The following is a 17287-nucleotide window of genomic DNA, read 5'->3' as shown; positions in this document are numbered from 1 at the left end:
GCACCGCCCATGTCACGGGTAGGTCACACTCCGTCCCCAAAATTCCTCCATTCAACCCGGAGGAAAGACGGTGAAGCCACACCTACGCAAGATCTTCGCGCTGACCGCCAGCTTCGCGCTGGTTGCCGGCCTGTCCGCCTGCGGCGGCGACGATGACGACGACGACGCCGCGCCCGAGACGCCGCCCGCGGCCGGCATCCCGCAGGGGTCGACGCTGGACGTGGCCATCCTGGCCACGACCGACCTGCACGCCAATGTGCTGGGCTATGACTACTACAAGCTGGCCGAGGACAAGAGCTATGGCGTGGACCGCACGGCCACGCTGATCGCCAATGCGCGCAGGCAGCACGCCAACACGCTGCTGTTCGACAACGGCGACACGATCCAGGGCACTGCGCTGTCGGACTACCAGGCGCTGGTGTCGCCGGTGCAGTGTTCCGGCGTGATCGCGATCTACAAGCAGATGAAGCTGCTGTCCTACGACGCGGCGACCATGGGCAACCACGAGTTCAACTACGGCCTGCCCTTCCTGTCGCAGATCACCAATGTGGACTTCGGGCTGGCCGGCATCGGCAAGGGCACGGCGCAGACCAACCCGGCCGGCGCGAAGGACTGCGCGGCGCCGGCGTTCCCGTTCGTGTCGGCCAACGTGATCTCGGCGGCCACCAAGCAGCCGATCTTCAAGCCCTGGGTGCTGCTGGACAAGACCTTCAAGGCCACGGACGCCAGCGGCAACTCGATCGATGTTCCGCTCAAGGTTGGCGTGATCGGCTTTGCGCCCCCGCCCATCATGCAATGGGACAAGGCCAACCTGGAAGGCCATGTGGAAGTCACGGGCTGGAAGGAAACCGCCGCGCGCTATGTGCCGGAAATGAAGGCGGCGGGCGCCGACCTGGTCGTGGCGCTGGCGCACGGCGGTATCGATCTGGCGACGGCCTACTCGCCGGACATGGAGAACGGCGCGGGCTACCTGAGCCAGGTCGCCGGGATCGACGCCCTGATCACGGGCCACCAGCACCTGCTGTTCCCCGACACCAACGCCAAGTCGCAATTCGCGGGCCAGCCGGGTATAGAACTGGAGAAAGGCCTGATCAATGGCGTACCGACGGTGCAGGCCGGCCAGTGGGGCAACAACCTGGGGCAGATCACGCTCAAGCTGGCCTACGACCAGGGCTGGCAGGTGCGCAAGGACGCGACCCAGGTGCAGCGCGTTTCCACGCGCCTGACCGCGCAAAGCGGCTCCACGCCCGCCACCTATGTCGAACCGGACGCCGCGGTGCAGCAGCTGGTGCAGGCCGAGCACGCGGCCACCATCGACTACGTCAAGACGCCGATCGGGCAGAGCCAGTTCGACATGGCCACGTACTACGCGCTGGCGGGCGACGTGTCCGCGCTGCAGGTCGTGAACATGGCGCAGATCGACTATCTGACGGACTACATCGCGAAGAACAGTCCGTCCTATGCGGGCCTGCCGATCCTGTCGGCCGCCGCGCCCTTCAAGGGCGGCCGCAACGGGCCCGGCGACTTCACCTATGTGAAGCAGGGCAACATCGCCATCAACAACGCCGCCGATCTCTACCTGTATCCCAACACCCTGCAAGTGGTGCGGGTCAGCGGCGACATCGTGCGCCAGTGGCTGGAAAAGACGGCCGAGCAGTTCAAGCAGATCGACCCCGCCCAGGTCGCGCCGCAGGACCTGATCGACACCAGCTTCCCGACCTTCAACTTCGACGTGCTGTACGCGCCGGGCAACGGCCTGCAGTACGAAATCGACGTGACCCAGCCGAAAGGCTCCCGGATCACGGCACTGACGTACCAGGGCGCGCCGCTGGATCCGGCCGCGCAGTTCCTGGTCGTGACCAACAACTACCGCGCCAGCGGCGGCGGGGATTTCCCGGGCCTGGCCGGGGGCAAGGGCGACATCGTGCTGCAGGCGCCCGACGCGAGCCGCGACGTGCTGATCAGCTACATCAAGAAGAACCCGACGCTGGACCTGGCCACCTATGGCCTGGACCGCAGCTGGCGCTTCAAGCAGCTGGGCGCGCTGGCCGGCCCGGTGGTGTTCCCGTCGGTGCCGGGCACCCTGGCAATGGCCGCGGCGCATGGCGTGACCAATGTCTCGGTGTACGACGCCACGCCGGACCCGACGACGCAACTGTCGCGCTACGCGATCGATCTCAGCCTGTAAGGAGATCGGGCGGGCGCCCCGCGACGGGGCGCCCGCCTAGCGGTAATACACGCAGATCCGCTTGCCGCCGATCTCGTGCACGTCGATCGGCAGTTCGTAGAGCTCGCTCAGCACGTCCGGCCGGATCAGTTCGGCCGGCGTGCCATGGCGGGCGATGCGCCCCTGCCGCATGGCCACGATGCGGTCGGCATAGCTGGACGCGAAATTGATGTCGTGCAGCACCAGCACCACCGTCTTGCCCAGTTCGTCCGCCGCGCGGCGCAAGGTGCCCATCATGGCGACCGCGTGCTTCATGTCCAGGCTGTTCAACGGCTCGTCCAGCAGGACGTAGCGCGTGTCCTGGCACAGCACCATGGCCACGAAGGCGCGCTGGCGCTGGCCGCCGGACATCTCGTCCAGGTAGCGGTCGGCAAGCGGCTCCAGATTCAGGTAGGCGATGGCCTGATCGATATGGGCCTTGTCATCCAGCGTCAAGCGCCCGCCCGTGTGCGGATAGCGCCCGAAAGCCACCAGGTCCTTCACCGTGAGCCGCAGCGGCAGGTGGTTGTCCTGGCGCAGGATGGCCAGGCGGCGCGCCAGTTCGCGGCTGTCGGCGCGCGTCACGTCCAGCCCCTCCACCATCACCCGCCCCGCGCTCATCGGCAGCAGCCGGCTGACCATCGAAAGCAGCGTGGACTTGCCCGCGCCGTTGGGCCCGATGATGGCGGTGACCCCGCCCGCGGGAAGGTCGAGGCTGACGTCGTCGATCACCACGGCTTCGCCGTATTGCTTGCTGACGTTCTGGATTTCTATCATCGGCGCCCCCTGCGCAAGATCAGGACGAGGAACATCACGCCGCCCACGAATTCGATCACCACGCTGACCGTGGTGTTCAGCCCCAGCACGCGTTCCAGCAGCGTCTGGCCGCCCACCAGGAAGATGACGCTCAGCAGCGTCGCGGCCGGCACCGTGTACCTGTGCCTGTCGGATCCCATGGCGTGATACGCCAGGTTGCTGACCAGCAGGCCGAAGAAGGTCACCGGCCCGACCAGCGCCGTGGACACCGACACCAGCACGGCGATGGCCGCCAGTGTCAGCATCAGCGTGCGCCGGTAGTCCACCCCCAGGTTGACGGAAATCTCCCGGCCCAGCGCCAGCACGTCGTAGCGGCGCCGCATCCGCCAGATCAGCAGGGACGCGGCGCACACCGCCGCGAATGCGATCGGCAGGAGGCCCACGCGCACCGAATTGAAATTGGCGAACATGCGGTCCTGCAGCACCAGGAATTCGTTCGGATCGATCAGTCGCACCACGAAGCTGGACAGGCTGCGGAACAGCAGGCCGAAGACGATGCCCACCAGCATCATCAGGTGCAGGCTGCGCACGGCGTCGGAAAACAGCCAGCGGAACAGCAGGCAGGCGAACGCCGTCATGGCGCACACCTCCAGCAGGAACGCGGCCACCGGGTGGCTGGCGCTGGCCGCCGCCTGTCCGAATCCGAACACCACCACGGCCTGGATCAGCAGGTACAGGGCGTCGAACCCCATGATGGCGGGCGTCAGGATGCGGTTGTGCGTGATGGTCTGGAACAGCACCGACGACACCGCCACGGCATAGGCCACCAGCAGCATGGCCAGCAGCTTGCCCCCGCGGAACGGGATCACGAACGACCACTGGCCGTTCGCGCCCAGCGTCATGAAGGCGACAACGCAGGCCAGCGCGGCAAGCGCCAGGATCGTCAGGCGCCAGGCCTGCGGCGAGCGGACGGCCGGCAGGGAAAGCGAGGCGTCAGCCAAGGCGGTTCCTCCGCGTGCGCAGCAGCCACAGGAAGAGGACACTGCCCAGCACGCCGACCACCGTCCCGATGGGAATTTCATACGGATGGATGACCAGGCGGCCGATGATGTCGCAGGCCAGCACGAACACGCCGCCCAGAACGGCCACCCACGGGATGGCCCGGCGCATGTTGTCGCCCAGCACCAGGCTGACCGCATTGGGCACGATCAGGCCCAGGAAGGGAATGCCGCCCGCCGTCACGACGACCACGGCGGAAATGGCCGAAACGATCACCAGGCCCACCAGCGTCAGCCGCGCGTGGTTCAGGCCCAGGTTGGACGCAAACTCGCGTCCCATGCCGGCCACGGTGTAGCGGTCGGCGGCCGCATAGGCCGCGCAGGCCAGGCCGAAGCCGATCCACAGCAACTCGTAGCGGCCGCGCAGCACGCCGGAGAAGTCGCCGGTGGTCCAGGCGTGCAGCGACTGCAGCAGGTCAAATCGATAGGCGAAGAATGTCGTGACCGCGTGGATCACGCCGCCCAGGATCAGCCCGATCAGCGGCACGATGAACGGCGTGCGCAGCGGCACGCGCCGCAGCAGCGCCAGGAACAGCAGGGTGCCCGCCAGGGCGAAGCCCGTGGCGGTCAGCATCTTGCCGATCACCGGCGTGTCGGGCGCCAGCAGCGTGACGACCAGGATGCCCAGCGTGGCGGATTCGACGGTGCCGGCCGTCGTGGGCTCTACGAAGCGGTTGCGCACCAGCATCTGCATGATCAGGCCGGCCACCGCCAGCGCCATGCCCGCCAGCAGCAGGGCCAGTGTGCGCGGGATGCGGCTGACCATCAGCAGACGCCAGGCCCGCTCGGCCTCCTCGCCCCCGCTCCAGAGCGCGGCCCACGATATCTGCCCCGCGCCCAGGCTGACGCTGGCCGCGCACAACAGCAGCAACAACGCCAGCACCGCGGCCAGGCCGCCCCAGCCGCTGATCACCCGCCGCCAGTTCATCGGCGGCCCTTCCACGCAACCCGCATGCCGCTTACTTTCCCTGCGCGAGCGCCGCGGCGATCTGGTCCACGTTCTGCTGCATGGCCGTCAGCCCGGCGCTGCCCAGCAGATACCAGTTGAAGCCGTTCAGGTAGACCACGCGCTTGTTCTTCCACGCCTTGGTCGGACGCACCAGTTCGTTGTCCAGCATGCGCTGGGCCGACACGCCCTCGCGGCCGATGGCGGCGTCGCGGTCGATGACGAACAGCCAGTCCGGGTCGGTTTGCGCAATGAACTCGAACGAGATCGCCTGGCCGTGGTTGGACACGTTCAGGCCCGTCGCGGCGGGTTTGACGCCGAAGGCGTCGTGGATCACGCCAAAGCGCGAACCGGGCCCGTAGGCGCTCATCTTGCCGCCGGTCGTCAGCACGATCAAAGCGGTGCCGGCGTTGGCGGCCTTGTCCTTCAGCGACGCGATGGACGCGTCCAGCGCATCCAGCTTTTCCTTGGCCTGCGCCGTCTTGCCGTAGATGGCGGCCAGCGTTTCGGTGTTGCGCTTGACGCTGCCGACCAGGTCCTTGGCGTCGACGGTCAGGTCGACGGTGGGCGCCAGCTTGGACAGCTCGTCATACTTGGGCGCCGAGCGGCCCGCCACGAAGATGAGCTGCGGCGCGGCCGCGTGGATGACCTCGTAGTTGGGCTCGAACATCGTGCCCGCCTTCAGGTAGCGCTGATCCGCGAACTGGCTCAATTGCGGCGGCAGCTTGGCGGCGCTGGGCACGCCCACCGGGTCCACGCCCAGGGCATGCAGGGTGTCCAGCACGGCCAGGTCCAGCACGACCGTCTTGGCCGGATTGACGGGCACGGCAGTCTCGCCGCGGGCGTGCTTGACCGGCAGGGTGGCCTGCGCGGCCCACACGGCGGACGCCGCGCCCAGGATCAGGGCGGCGCCGGCGCGGGCCGCCCAGCGACATGCTTGCTTGGAATTCGTCATTCACATCCTCTCTGTTGCGGGCGCCCGAGGGCGCCCCGTCTTCATCAGAACTTCACGCCCACGCCCAGCCAGTAGCGGCGGCCGTCTTCGACATAGCCGAAGTCGTCGTAGGCGACCTGCTTGTCGAACAGGTTGTAGATGCCGGCATAGACCGACACCGTCTTGTTCACGGCGTACGACCCGCCCAGGTCCACGAAGGTGTAGGACGGGGCCACCAGCGCATCCGAGGACGGACCGGTGACGGGCTGGCTTTCGCGGCCGCGGAAGTTCACGCGCGCCCAGGCCTGCAGCGCATCGGACGGCTGCCAGTTCACGGTGGTGGTGAACAGGTGCTTGGGCAGCTGGTTCAGCGGCTCGCCCTTGTACTGGCCCGACTTCTGCTCGGACTTGGTGAACGTGTAGCTGCTGGTCATGGACCAGTCGGCCGACAGCGGCAGCTTCAGGCTGGCCTCGACGCCGCGCGACACGGCCTTGTCCACGTTCATGTACGTGGTCGGATTCGCGCCGAACTGGTTGGGGCCGTCGGTGCACTGCGACAGCGGGCACGCCACGCGGGTGATCTTGTCCTTGAAATCGTTGTTGAAGAGCGTCAGGCCGGCGTTCAGGCCCGCGCCGTCGTCATAGATCAGGCCGATTTCCTGGGTCACCGACTTCTCGGGCGTCAGGTCCGGGTTGCCGTACATGTTGCCGCCGCGGCTGGTCTGGCCCCAGCCGGCCACCGTCTGGCGCAGGTCGGGCGCACGGAAACCCGTGGAGACGCCCCCCTTCAGGGTCCAGCGCTCGGCCATGTGCCACACGCCGTACAGGCGCGGGCTGAAGTGGCTGCCGAAGTTCTCGTCCTCGTCCATGCGCAGGCCGCCGGTGACCGCGAAGCTCTCGGTCAGGCGCCATTCGTCCTCGGCAAACAGGGCCCACTGGTAGCGTTCCACCTTGTTCGGGCCGCCGGCCAGCTGGTTGCCGGTCTGGTCGTTCAGGCGCTGGTTCAGATAGCTGCCGCCCAGGGTCAGCATGTGCGAACCCAGCGGCAGCGTCCAGGACGTCTGCAGGTCCAGGTTCTTGATTTTCATCTGGCGCGAGCGGTTGTCGAACTCTTCCTGCTGCACATAGCTGTCCGACACGCCCCAGCCCCAGCGCCCGGTGTGCGACAGCGCCCACTTGCCGCTGCGGTAATCGGTTTCCGACGACGCCGGGCAGCCCGTGCGCGGGCAGGCCGTGCCGGGCGGCAGCGGCTCGACGGTCTTGCCCAGCGTGTCCTGGAACTTCTGGCGCATCGTGGTCGCTTCCAGCACGACGTCGTGGTCGCGGTTGGGCGTCAGCGCCAGCTTGGCGGTCACGCTCTCGGCATTGCGCTTGCGATAGCCGTTGTAGATGTTGTCTTCGTCGCGCTGCGTGGCCTGGCCGTAGATCTGCAGGCCCAGCAGGTCGTTCTTGATCGGGCCGGCCAGGTAGAAGTTGCCCTGGTAGATGTCGCCCGACTTGCTGCTCTCCTGGATCGTCGTATCCATGCGGATTTCGCCGTGCCACTCGTCCGGGACCTTGCGCGTGATGATGTTGATCACCCCGCCCATGGCGTCCGAGCCGTACAGCGAAGACATCGGGCCGCGCACCACTTCAATGCGCTCGATGGCCGACAGCGGCGGCGTCCAGCCGCCCTCGACGCCCGTCGAATCCGAGTTGGTGCGGGTCTCGCGGGAGTTCTGGCGCTTGCCGTCGATCAGGATCAGCGTGTATTTCGGGCCCATGCCGCGCAGGCTGATGTCCTGGCGGTCGCCGCCGCCCGTCACGATGACGCCCGGCACTTCCACCAGCGCGTCGTTCAGGTCGCGGTAGAACTTCTTGTCCAGGTCTTCGCGCGTGATGACGCTGATCGAGGCCGGCGCATCGCGGATTTCCTGCTCGAAACCGCTTGCCGTCACGACCACGGTGTCCATCGTCCGCGTGGTGTCCGCCTGCTGGGCCCAGACAGCCGCGGGCGCCATGCCCAGTCCCGCGGCGCACAAGGCGGCGGCCAGTTGCGTGCGCGACGCGACGATGCGCTGGCCGGCGGCCAGATCTTTGCTGCTCATGATTCCGACTACTCCCGTCCCCGGATGGCGCCCCGCCCCACGCGCGGCGCCGCTCCGGCTTCCCATTTATTAATGAAAACTATTCTCATATTAGAATTGGGGCTGGCGGAACCCGGCAACACGCTTTCCGCAACTTTTATCTTCTTTGCACTTCTTGACACTCCGGCGCGCGGCCTTCGGCCACACTGCCGGATGCAGGAAGCCCACGACGCATGCCTTTCAATCCCTCAACGATGGCGCGCCGCATACTCCTGATCGACGACGACGTCGAACTGGCGCAGATGCTGCGTGAATACCTCGAACCCAATCACTGCCAGCTCACGCTGGCCCATACCGGCGCCCAGGGACTTGCCCTGCTGGCGCAGGACGACGTCGACCTGGTGCTGCTTGACCTGATGCTGCCCGACGGCAACGGCCTGGACCTGCTCAAGCACTACCGGCAGCGCTCGCGCCGCCCCGTCATCATGTTCACGGCGCACGGCGGCGAGACCGACCGCGTGCTGGGATTGGAATTCGGCGCCGACGACTACCTGGCCAAGCCCTTCAGCCCGCGCGAGCTCAAGGCCCGCATCACGGCCGTGCTGCGCCGTTTCGAAGAAGCGCCCGGCGGCGCGGCGCCCCGGCTGAACCTGGGGGCTCTGTCGCTGGACCCGGCCACCGGGCGCGCGCGCCTGGGCGCGGACGAAGTCCTGCTGACCGGCGCCGAGCAGCGCATCCTGGAGATCCTGATGCGCGCGCCGGGCCAGGTGATCGCGCGCGACCAGATCGGGCTGTACGCGCTGGGGCGCGCGCCGGACCGCTACGACCGCAGCATCGACACCCACATCAGCAGCCTGCGCAAGAAGCTGCGCCTGGACCAGGGCGCCGACACGCTGTCCATCCGCAACCTGCGCGGCCTGGGCTACGTGCTGGCCGGCGCCGCGTGATGGTGCGCCTGCCCGCCCGCTCGCTGTTCTGGCGCGCCTTCCTGACCTTCTGGGGCGCCATGGCGGTCATCCTGGTGTGCGGCATGGTGCTGACCGCCGCGGTCGCCTGGTACCGCTTCAATTCGCTGGACGGCCTGAATCCCGCCAACCTGACGCGCGACGCCGCCCAGGTGGCGCGCACGCAGGGCGAGGCGGGGCTGGAGCGCTGGGTCCGCGCCATGGACGACAACTACTCGGCCCTGAAGATCTACATCATGGACGCGCAGGATGCGGACATCCTGGGCCGCCGCCTGCCCACCCGCCTGCACGACTGGCTGGTGGCCTACCGCGCGGGACCGGACCGGTCCGCGCAGGCGGACTACCAGCCCGCCGATCCCGCCGTCGAACGCGTGTCCTGGTGGGAGCCCCAGCTTCTGACCCTGCCGGACGGGTCGGAATTGCTGATGCTGTTCCTGCCCTTCGATTCGTCGCGCTGGGAAGTCCTGGCGCTCTCGCCCGTGGCGCTGGCCCTGCTGCTGTTCGCGCTGGCGGTGACCGCCCCGTTCTGCTGGGCGCTGACGCGCCACGTCACCGCGCCGCTGGCGCAGCTGCGCGAAACCACGCAGGCGCTGGCAGCCGGGCGCCTGGAAACCCACACGCCGCCCAAGCTGGCCAGGCGCCGCGACGAACTCGGCATGCTGGCGCGCGATTTCGACGCCATGGCGGCGCGCCTGAAGACGCTGGTGGACACGCGGGAACAACTGCTGCACAACGTCGCGCATGAACTGCGCTCGCCGCTCGCGCGCCTGCGGCTGGCGGCGGAACTGGCGCGGCGCAACGACGAACGGCGCGACCTGCAGCTGGACCGCATCGAACGCGAATGCGAGCGCCTGGATGCGCTGGTGGGCAACACCCTGCGGCTTGCCCGCGTGGGCGCGCTGCCCGCGCCCACCGAACCGCTGGACCTGTCGGAAGTCGTGTCGGGCGTGGTGGACGACGCCCGCTACGAAGCCGAAGGCCGCCACATCCGCATCGCGTGGGACACGCCGCCGCCGGTCCATATCGCCGGCGACCGCGACAGCCTGGCCAGCGCCATTGAAAACGTGCTGCGCAACGCGCTGCGCTTCGCCCCCGCGCACAGCGTGATCCGGGTGCGCCTGCTGATCAGCGCAAGCGAAGCCAGTGTCGAGATCGAGGACCGCGGCCCCGGCGTCGCCGCGCAGGACCTGGCGTCGCTGTTCGAGCCCTTCTACCGCACGGCGTCATCGACGGCAGCGCCAGGCAGCGGCGCCGGGCTGGGCCTGTCCATCGCACAGGCCGCGATCGCCGCGCACAAGGGGGCCATCTCCGCGCGCAACGTTTCGCCGCAGGGCCTGAGCGTGCGCATGGAGCTGCCGCTGCTGCCGGCCCCGCAAGCGTAAGCCCCGCAAAAGCGGGGCCGCCGCGCGGCAACCGCCGCCACGGCGCTGCCTTCGACCAAAGTCTGATTGCTATTCGGAATCCGCCAGAATCGCCGCCGGCAGCCTGGGCAGGACGCGCATGGCATTGGCGGACGTGGCGTGCGCCACCTGCGCCGGCGTGATCCCGCGCAGTTCGGCCAGCACCTGGGCGATGCGCGCCAGCTCGCCGGGACGATTGCGGCGCTGGGGCGGGTGCAGCCAGGCGGGCGGAATATCGGGCGCATCGGTTTCCAGCACCAGGTGCTCCAGCCCCACGTCCACCGCGTGGCGGCGGATCTGGAGCGCCCGTTCGTAGGTCATGGCGCCGCCCATGCCCAGCGCGAAGCCGTGGTCCACAAACGCCTGCGCCTGCTGGGCGCTGCCGTTGAAGGCGTGCGCAATGCCGCCGATGGGGCCATGGCGGCGCAGGTGCTTGAGCAGGATGTCCTGGGATTTGCGCACGTGCAGCAGCACGGGCAGGCCGAACTCGGCGGCCATGGCCAACTGCGCGGCATAAAACCGTTCCTGGCGTTCGCGCGGTTCCCCGGACGAGATGTCGGGCACGAAGAAATCCAGGCCGATTTCCCCGATGGCGACAAAGCGCGGGTCTCCCAGCGATTCGCGGATCGCCTCGCGCAGCGCATCCAGGTCGGCGTCGGCCGCGCGCTGCACGTACAGCGGATGGATGCCCAGCGCGTAAGCGCCCCCGGCGACCTTGCCCGCCAGGTCGCGCACCACCGCGAAATTGGCGCGCTCGATGGCGGGAATGACGATGGCCTGGACCCCGGCCTCGGCGGCGTGGTCGGCCACCTGTTCGCGGTCGGCGTCGAACTCCGCGGCGTCCAGGTGGCAATGGGTGTCGATGAGCATGGGCGCGTCCTCCTGGCCTGGATTATCCGCCCGTCCGGACCGAACGGGGATCACCCCGAAACCAGCCGGCCGTTTTCCATCAGCAGTTGGCGGTCGGCGCGGGCGGCCAGTTCGGGATCGTGCGTCACGATGGCAAATGCCGTCCCCGATTCCTGGTTCACCCGGGTGAGCAGTTCGAACATATTGTGCGCCGTGTGCCGGTCCAGGTTGCCCGTGGGCTCGTCGGCCAGCACGCACACCGGGCGCGTCACCAGGGCGCGCGCCAGCGCGACGCGCTGCCGCTCGCCGCCGGACAGCTGCCCCGGAAAATGGCCTTCGCGCGCGGACAGGCCCACCAGGTTCAGGACCTCGCGCGCCGCCTCGCGCGCCTTGTCGCGGTTTTCGCGGCGCACGATGAGCGGCATCGCCACGTTGTCCAGGGCCGAGAACTCGGCCAGCAGGTGGTGGAACTGGTAGACGAAACCCAGGCTGCGGTTGCGCACCGCGCTTTTCCGGGCCTCGGACAGGCCGACGGCCAACTGCCCGTCGACGGACACCGAACCGCTGGTGGGCACGTCCAGCAGGCCCAGGATGTGCAGCAAGGTGCTCTTGCCCGAGCCCGACGCGCCGACAATGGCGACCATCTCGCCACGGGCGACGGACAGGCTGACGTTGCTCAGAACTTCGATGCGGGCGGGGCCTTCGTCGTAGATTTTGACGATATTGTCGGCCTGCAGGGCTGGCGTCAGGGTATCAGTCATGGCGCAGCACCTGTGCGGGTTGCAGGCGCGATGCGCGCCAGCTCGGATACAAGGTCGCCAGCAGCGACAACACCAGCGACGTCACGCCGATCGTGACGATGTCGCCAATCTGGGGATCGGACGGCAGCGCGCTGATGAAATAGATCTCGCGCGGCAGGAAATGCACGCCCAGCATGCGCTCGATGAAGGGCACGATCACGTCGACGTTGTAGGCGATGGCGATGCCGCCGGCCACGCCCAGCAACGTGCCGATCACGCCGATCAGCGCGCCCTGCACCAGGAAGATGCGCGCCACTTCGCCCGGACCCGCGCCCAGCGTGCGCAGGATGGCGATATCCGATTGCTTGTCCTTCACGGCCATGACCAGCGACGACAGCAGGTTGAACGCCGCCACCGCGACGATCAGCGCCAGGATCAGGAACATCATGCGCTTTTCGGTCTGCACCGCCGCGAACCAGGTGCGGTTGTTGCGCGACCAGTCGCTGGCCATCACGTACGGCGGCAGGACGTTGCGCAGCTCGGCCGCCACTTCGGGGGCCTTCTGCATGTCGGCGATCCGCAGGCGCACGCCGGCCGTGCCGCTATCGCGGAACACCCGGGCCGCGTCGTCGTTGTCGATGAACGCCAGCGACGAATCGTATTCATAGTGGCCGGAGGAAAACACCCCCACCACGGTGAACTGGCGCATGCGCGGCGCGAAACCCGCCGGGCTGATCGAACCCTGCGGCGCCATCATCAGCAGCGTGTCGCCCACCTTGACGCCCATGCCGTCGGCCAGTTCGTTGCCCAGCACCACGCCAAAGCCGCCGGGCTTGAGATCGGTCAGTTTGCCGGACACCATCTGCCGGGGCAGGTCGGACACATTGCCCTCGTTGGTCGGATCGATGCCGCGCACCTGCGCGCCGCGCAAGGCCTGCCCCCGCACCAGCATGCCCTGCGCCGCCACGAAGGGCGCCCCCGCCTTGACCTCGGGGTTGCGTTCGGCGGCGGTGGCGAACTGCTGCCACTGCTCGAGCACCCGCTCCGGCGAGGCGCCGGGAATGTAGAGTTCAATGTGCGGCAGCACCGACAGCATGCGGTCGCGCACTTCCTTCTGGAATCCGTTCATCACGGACAGCACCACGATCAGGGCAGCGACGCCCAGCGCGATGCCGGCCATGGAACTGGCGGCGATGAAGGAGATGAAGCGATCGCGGCGCCCGCGTCGCTGGCGGATTCGGGCCAACCCGGCATAGCGGGCGCCTATCCATAGTTCGTAGGGTATTTTCAGCACGTGCGCATTATTGCATTAACCGCCCGAAAATCCGCCCGCGGATGTGCGGTTGGGAGACGAGGCGTGACAACGTATGGCAGTTGTCGCCGCCGCTAAGTTCCCCTTGGCGCCCCGGTCTACAATCGCGGCCATGCTGATCGTCATTCCGGGCGCCCTGCCCGACCTCCCCGTCGCCGCCGAACTGGCCAAGCTGCTGCCGGAACGCGCACCTACCCTGCACGGCTGGCTGCAGGCCGGCGCCGCCCGGCCCCAGGCCTACGACCTGCGTGCGCACGGCTGCACGGCATTCGAATCCTGGCAGCTGGAGCGCGCCGGCTACGTGCCCGAACCGGGCCTGCTCCAAGGCGCGGGCCTGGGTCCGCTGCTGGCCGGCGGCCCGGACGACGGGCAGGCCGTCTGGCTGGCCGAACTGGTCCATCTGGCGTTGGGCACCGACCAGGCCACCCTGCTCGATCCCGGCGCGATGGACCTGCGCGCGCAGGAAACGGCAGCCCTGCTGGAGACGGCCCGCCCCGTGTTCGAAGACACCGGCTTCGCGGTTGAGGCCCTCTCGCCCGAGCGCTGGCGCCTGCGGCTGCCGGAAGGCCTGCGTCCGCAGACCGCCAGCCCGATGGCCGTGGCCGGACAACGCCTGGACGCCTGGTGGCGCCAGGACGCCGAAACCCGCCCGTGGCGTCGCCTGCTCAATGAAATACAGATGACGTGGCACGGCCACCCCGTGAACGACGACCGCGCGGCGCGCGGCCTGCCTCCGGTGAACGCGCTGTGGCTATACGGCGGCGGCAGGCCCTGGACGGCAGCCAAGGCGGGGCCGGCGCAAGTGCTGACCAGCCTGGACGCGCCCCAGCGGGCCGGCGACTGGGCCGCCTGGCTGGATGCCCTGACCGAACTCGATGCGCAGCATCTGCGTCCGCTGGCCGGCCCCAAGGGCCTGCCCGCCACGCCCGTGGAACTGTTGCTGCTGGGCAATGACCGCAAGGTCGCCCTGGACCTGAAACCGCGCGGGGGCCTGCTCGGCTTGCTGCCCGCGCCCAAGAAAAACTGGAGCGCCTGGTGGTCTCACCCCGCTTAACCATCCGTCCGGCCGATCTGGCCGCCTGCCACGTCCTGGAAGCCTCGGGCATCCATCCGCTGCTGGCCCGCCTGTGGGCCGCGCGCGGCGTCACGCACCCCGACCAGACCCGCCTGGCCTGGCCGTCGCTGCTGCCCCCCGCGGGCCTCACGCATTCGGCGCATGCCGCCGGCGTGCTGGCCGACGCCATCCAGGCCGGCAAGAAGCTGCTGATCGTGGCCGACTACGACTGCGACGGCGCCACCGCCTGCGCGGTCGGCCTGCGCGCCCTGTCCGCCATGGGCGCCGACGTCGACTTCCTGGTGCCCAACCGCTTCGAAACCGGCTACGGGCTGTCTCCGGCCGTGGTGGACCTGGCCTGCCGTCACCGCGCCGGCAAGCCCGACATCATCATCACGGTCGACAACGGCATCGCCAGCGTGGACGGCGTGGCCGCGGCCAATGCGGCCGGCATCGGCGTGGTCATCACCGACCACCACCTGCCGGGCGACACCCTGCCCGACGCCCTGGCCATCGTGAATCCCAACCAGCCGGGCTGCGGTTTCCCGTCCAAGAACCTGGCCGGCGTGGGCGTCATCTTCTACATGATGCTGGCCCTGCGCGCCGAACTGCGCCGCCGCGGCGTCTATGCACCGGACGGCGGCCCGCGCCTGGACGCGCTGTCCGACCTGGTGGCGCTGGGCACCGTGGCCGACGTGGTCAAGCTCGACGCCAACAACCGCCTGCTGGTCACGCAGGGCCTGCAGCGCATGCGCAGCGGCCGGCTGCAGCCGGGGCTGCGCGCGCTGTTCGCCGTCGCCGGGCGCGAACCGCGCAGCGCCAACGGCTTCGACCTGGGCTTTGCGCTGGGTCCGCGCATCAACGCAGCCGGCCGGCTGGCCGACATGAGCCTGGGCATCGCCTGCCTGACCACCGACGACGAGGCGCAGGCGCTCGAAATGGCGCGCGAACTCGACAACATTAACCGCGAACGCCGCACGATCGAAGCCGAAATGCGCGAACAGGCGCTGGCCGCCATGGAAGAGCCCAATGCGGCGGCGGGCGCCACCGTCTGCGTGTTCGACCCGGGCTGGCACCAGGGCGTCGTGGGGCTGGTGGCCTCGCGCCTGAAGGAAAAATTCTGGCGCCCCACCCTGGCCTTCGCGCCCGCCGGCGACGACGAGATCCGCGGCTCGGGCCGCTCGATTCCCGACGTGCACCTGCGCGACGCGCTGGATCTGGTGTCCAAGCGCCATCCCAACCTGATCCGCAAGTTCGGCGGCCACGCCATGGCGGCGGGCCTGACGCTGGGCAAGGCCGACTTTGCCGCGTTCGCGCCCGCCTTCGACGCCGCCGTGCGCGAACTCACGGGGCGCGACGCCTTCGAGCCCGTCATCGAAACCGACGGCTCGCTGGAAACGGGCTACGCCAACGCCGACGTGGCCGGCATGCTGCAGCAGCAGGTCTGGGGCGCGGGCTTCGCCGCGCCGCTGTTCCTGGACGAATTCGTCGTGCGCAACCAGCGCCTGGTCGGCGAAAAGCACCTGAAGCTGTCGCTGGAACGCGGCCACCAGCGCTTTGACGCCATCTGGTTCGGCCACGACCAATCCCTGCCGGAACACATCCAGGCCGCCTACCGCCTGGAACAGAACGTCTGGAACGGCATGGTGTCCGTGCAACTGGTCATCGAACACGCCGGGTGACGGCGACAAAGCCGCCTCTGCATGCGTTCGTCAGCGGCGCGGGCTGCGCCAGCGCCGCCACCGCCGCCCGCCGTCGCAAAAGCGATCCGTCCCCCCTCTGCCGCCCTGGTCCCGCGAACTTGGCCCAACCACGGTAAAATGCCAGGTTTCGCACAAAAGTCATCAGGACAGGATCATCATGGAAGCCGAACGTCAGAACCAGCTCGCAGCCCGCCTCGCCGACTACGCGGAGCGCGAACAGGCTCTACGGAGGTATCTTTGACTACGATGCCAAAGCTGAACGCCTGCACGTCGTAAACGCCGAACTCGAAGACCCAGCCGTCTGGAACGACCCCAAGCACGCCCAGGACCTGGGCCGTGAAAAGAAGTCGCTCGAGGACGTGGTGGAAACGCTCTCGCGCCTGAACTCCGGGCTCGCCGACTCGAACGAACTCTTCGAGCTGGCCGCCTCAGACGACGACAGCGCCACGCTCGAATCCATCGAAAAAGACACCGACGCGTTCCAGCAGACGCTGGAAAGCCTCGAGTTCCGCCGCATGTTCTCCAATCCGGCCGATCCCCTGAACTGCTTCCTGGACATCCAGGCGGGCGCGGGCGGCACGGAAGCCCAGGACTGGGCCTCGATGCTGCTGCGCCAGTACCTGAAGTACGCCGAACGCAAGGGCTTCAAGGCCGAGATCCTTGAAGAATCCGACGGCGAAGTCGCGGGCATCAAATCGGCCACGATCAAGATCGAAGGCGAGTACGCATTCGGCTACCTGCGCACCGAAACCGGCGTGCACCGCCTGGTCCGCAAGAGCCCCTTCGACTCCTCCGGCGGCCGCCACACGTCGTTTGCCAGCGTGTTCGTGTATCCGGAAGTCGACGACTCGTTCGAAGTCGATGTGAACCCCGCCGACCTGCGCGTGGACACCTACCGCGCCTCCGGCGCGGGCGGCCAGCACATCAACAAGACCGACTCGGCGGTTCGCCTGACCCACATCCCCACCGGCATCGTCGTGCAGTGCCAGAACGACCGTTCGCAGCACCGCAACCGCGCCGAAGCCATGCAGATGCTGAAGTCCAAGCTCTACGAACTGGAAATGCGCAACCGCATGGCCGAACAGCAGAAGCTGGAAGACTCCAAGACCGATGTGGGCTGGGGCCACCAGATCCGTTCCTACGTGCTGGACCAGAGCCGCATCAAGGACCTGCGCACGAACGTCGAAATCTCCAACACGCAGAAAGTGCTGGACGGCGACCTGGATCCCTTCATCCAGGCCAGCCTCAAGCAAGGCGTCTAAGTTCCGCGATTCTTCCCCGCTCACGCACCCCGAGGT

General features: G+C 68.3%; 14 protein-coding genes. 6 read left to right on the top strand and 8 right to left on the bottom strand.

Annotation, left to right across the window (positions count from 1 at the left end):
• Window positions 1-70: 70 nt before the first annotated feature.
• Complete coding sequence (locus ABE485_RS09475) at window positions 71-2188, top strand: 5'-nucleotidase C-terminal domain-containing protein (protein WP_346515031.1); 2118 nt, start codon at window positions 71-73, stop codon at window positions 2186-2188.
• 36 nt (window positions 2189-2224) lie between these two features.
• On the opposite strand, the gene ABE485_RS09470 is transcribed toward ABE485_RS09475, so the two are convergent.
• From ABE485_RS09470 to ABE485_RS09450, 5 genes are read right to left on the bottom strand one after another with little or no spacing between them, the layout of a single operon-like run.
• A complete protein-coding gene (locus tag ABE485_RS09470; RefSeq protein WP_346515030.1) occupies window positions 2225-2983 on the bottom strand; it encodes an iron ABC transporter ATP-binding protein in 759 nt (252 codons plus the stop codon).
• On the bottom strand, window positions 2980-3963 hold the full coding sequence (locus tag ABE485_RS09465; protein WP_346515029.1) for an iron chelate uptake ABC transporter family permease subunit: 984 nt from the start codon (window positions 3961-3963) through the stop codon (window positions 2980-2982). Before ABE485_RS09465 ends, ABE485_RS09470 begins: the two co-directional genes overlap by 4 nt.
• Window positions 3956-4948 (bottom strand): ABC transporter permease, encoded by a 993-nt coding sequence (locus tag ABE485_RS09460; protein ID WP_346515028.1) that lies wholly within the window; start codon window positions 4946-4948, stop codon window positions 3956-3958. The genes ABE485_RS09465 and ABE485_RS09460 overlap by 8 nt, the downstream gene beginning before the upstream one ends.
• 31 nt (window positions 4949-4979) lie before the next feature.
• A complete protein-coding gene (locus ABE485_RS09455; protein WP_346515027.1) occupies window positions 4980-5921 on the bottom strand; it encodes a siderophore ABC transporter substrate-binding protein in 942 nt (313 codons plus the stop codon).
• Window positions 5922-5965: 44 nt separating this feature from the next.
• The gene (locus ABE485_RS09450) at window positions 5966-7987 is read right to left on the bottom strand and encodes a ligand-gated channel protein (RefSeq protein WP_346515026.1); all 2022 of its coding nucleotides are present in this window, start codon (window positions 7985-7987) and stop codon (window positions 5966-5968) included.
• Between the two features lie 212 nt (window positions 7988-8199).
• Here ABE485_RS09450 and ABE485_RS09445 point away from each other — a divergent pair, with 212 nt between their 5' ends.
• Together ABE485_RS09445 and ABE485_RS09440 are read left to right on the top strand one after the other, a co-directional pair.
• Window positions 8200-8913, top strand: coding sequence for a response regulator transcription factor (locus tag ABE485_RS09445; protein WP_346515025.1), 714 nt, complete (start codon window positions 8200-8202; stop codon window positions 8911-8913).
• Window positions 8913-10313, top strand: coding sequence for a sensor histidine kinase (locus tag ABE485_RS09440; RefSeq protein ID WP_346515024.1), 1401 nt, complete (start codon window positions 8913-8915; stop codon window positions 10311-10313). The genes ABE485_RS09445 and ABE485_RS09440 overlap by 1 nt, the downstream gene beginning before the upstream one ends.
• Window positions 10314-10382: 69 nt before the next feature.
• Here the strand turns inward: ABE485_RS09440 and ABE485_RS09435 are convergent, their stop codons facing one another.
• The 3 genes from ABE485_RS09435 to ABE485_RS09425 are packed head-to-tail and all read right to left on the bottom strand — an operon-like array spanning window position 10383 to window position 13166.
• Window positions 10383-11201: a TatD family hydrolase gene (locus ABE485_RS09435; protein ID WP_346515023.1), complete on the bottom strand. Its 819-nt coding sequence runs from the start codon at window positions 11199-11201 to the stop codon at window positions 10383-10385.
• A 50-nt stretch (window positions 11202-11251) separates the two neighbouring features.
• Window positions 11252-11941 (bottom strand): ABC transporter ATP-binding protein, encoded by a 690-nt coding sequence (locus ABE485_RS09430; protein ID WP_346515022.1) that lies wholly within the window; start codon window positions 11939-11941, stop codon window positions 11252-11254.
• The gene (locus ABE485_RS09425; protein ID WP_346515060.1) at window positions 11934-13166 is read right to left on the bottom strand and encodes a lipoprotein-releasing ABC transporter permease subunit; all 1233 of its coding nucleotides are present in this window, start codon (window positions 13164-13166) and stop codon (window positions 11934-11936) included. Before ABE485_RS09425 ends, ABE485_RS09430 begins: the two co-directional genes overlap by 8 nt.
• A 178-nt stretch (window positions 13167-13344) precedes the next feature.
• Between ABE485_RS09425 and ABE485_RS09420 the strand changes: the two genes are divergently transcribed.
• The 3 genes from ABE485_RS09420 (at window position 13345) to prfB (ending at window position 17251) form a co-directional block, all read left to right on the top strand.
• Window positions 13345-14286, top strand: a complete 942-nt coding sequence (locus tag ABE485_RS09420; protein WP_346515021.1) for a hypothetical protein — start codon at window positions 13345-13347, stop codon at window positions 14284-14286.
• Window positions 14268-15968 (top strand): single-stranded-DNA-specific exonuclease RecJ, encoded by a 1701-nt coding sequence (gene recJ / locus ABE485_RS09415; RefSeq protein ID WP_346515020.1) that lies wholly within the window; start codon window positions 14268-14270, stop codon window positions 15966-15968. Before ABE485_RS09420 ends, recJ begins: the two co-directional genes overlap by 19 nt.
• Before the next feature lie 178 nt (window positions 15969-16146).
• Window positions 16147-17251, top strand: a protein-coding gene (gene prfB, locus ABE485_RS09410) for a peptide chain release factor 2 (protein WP_346515019.1) whose coding sequence is annotated in 2 segments (ribosomal slippage) — window positions 16147-16227 and window positions 16229-17251 — 1104 coding nt in all. Because the reading frame shifts where the segments join, the coding sequence is not laid out codon by codon here.
• Window positions 17252-17287: the final 36 nt, after the last annotated feature.

This window comes from Achromobacter spanius, assembly GCF_039673305.1.
Taxonomy (GTDB): Bacteria; Pseudomonadota; Gammaproteobacteria; order Burkholderiales; family Burkholderiaceae_B; genus Achromobacter; species Achromobacter spanius_F.
Note: the sequence above shows the minus strand (reverse complement) of the source record. Positions and strands in the feature narration are given on the sequence as shown.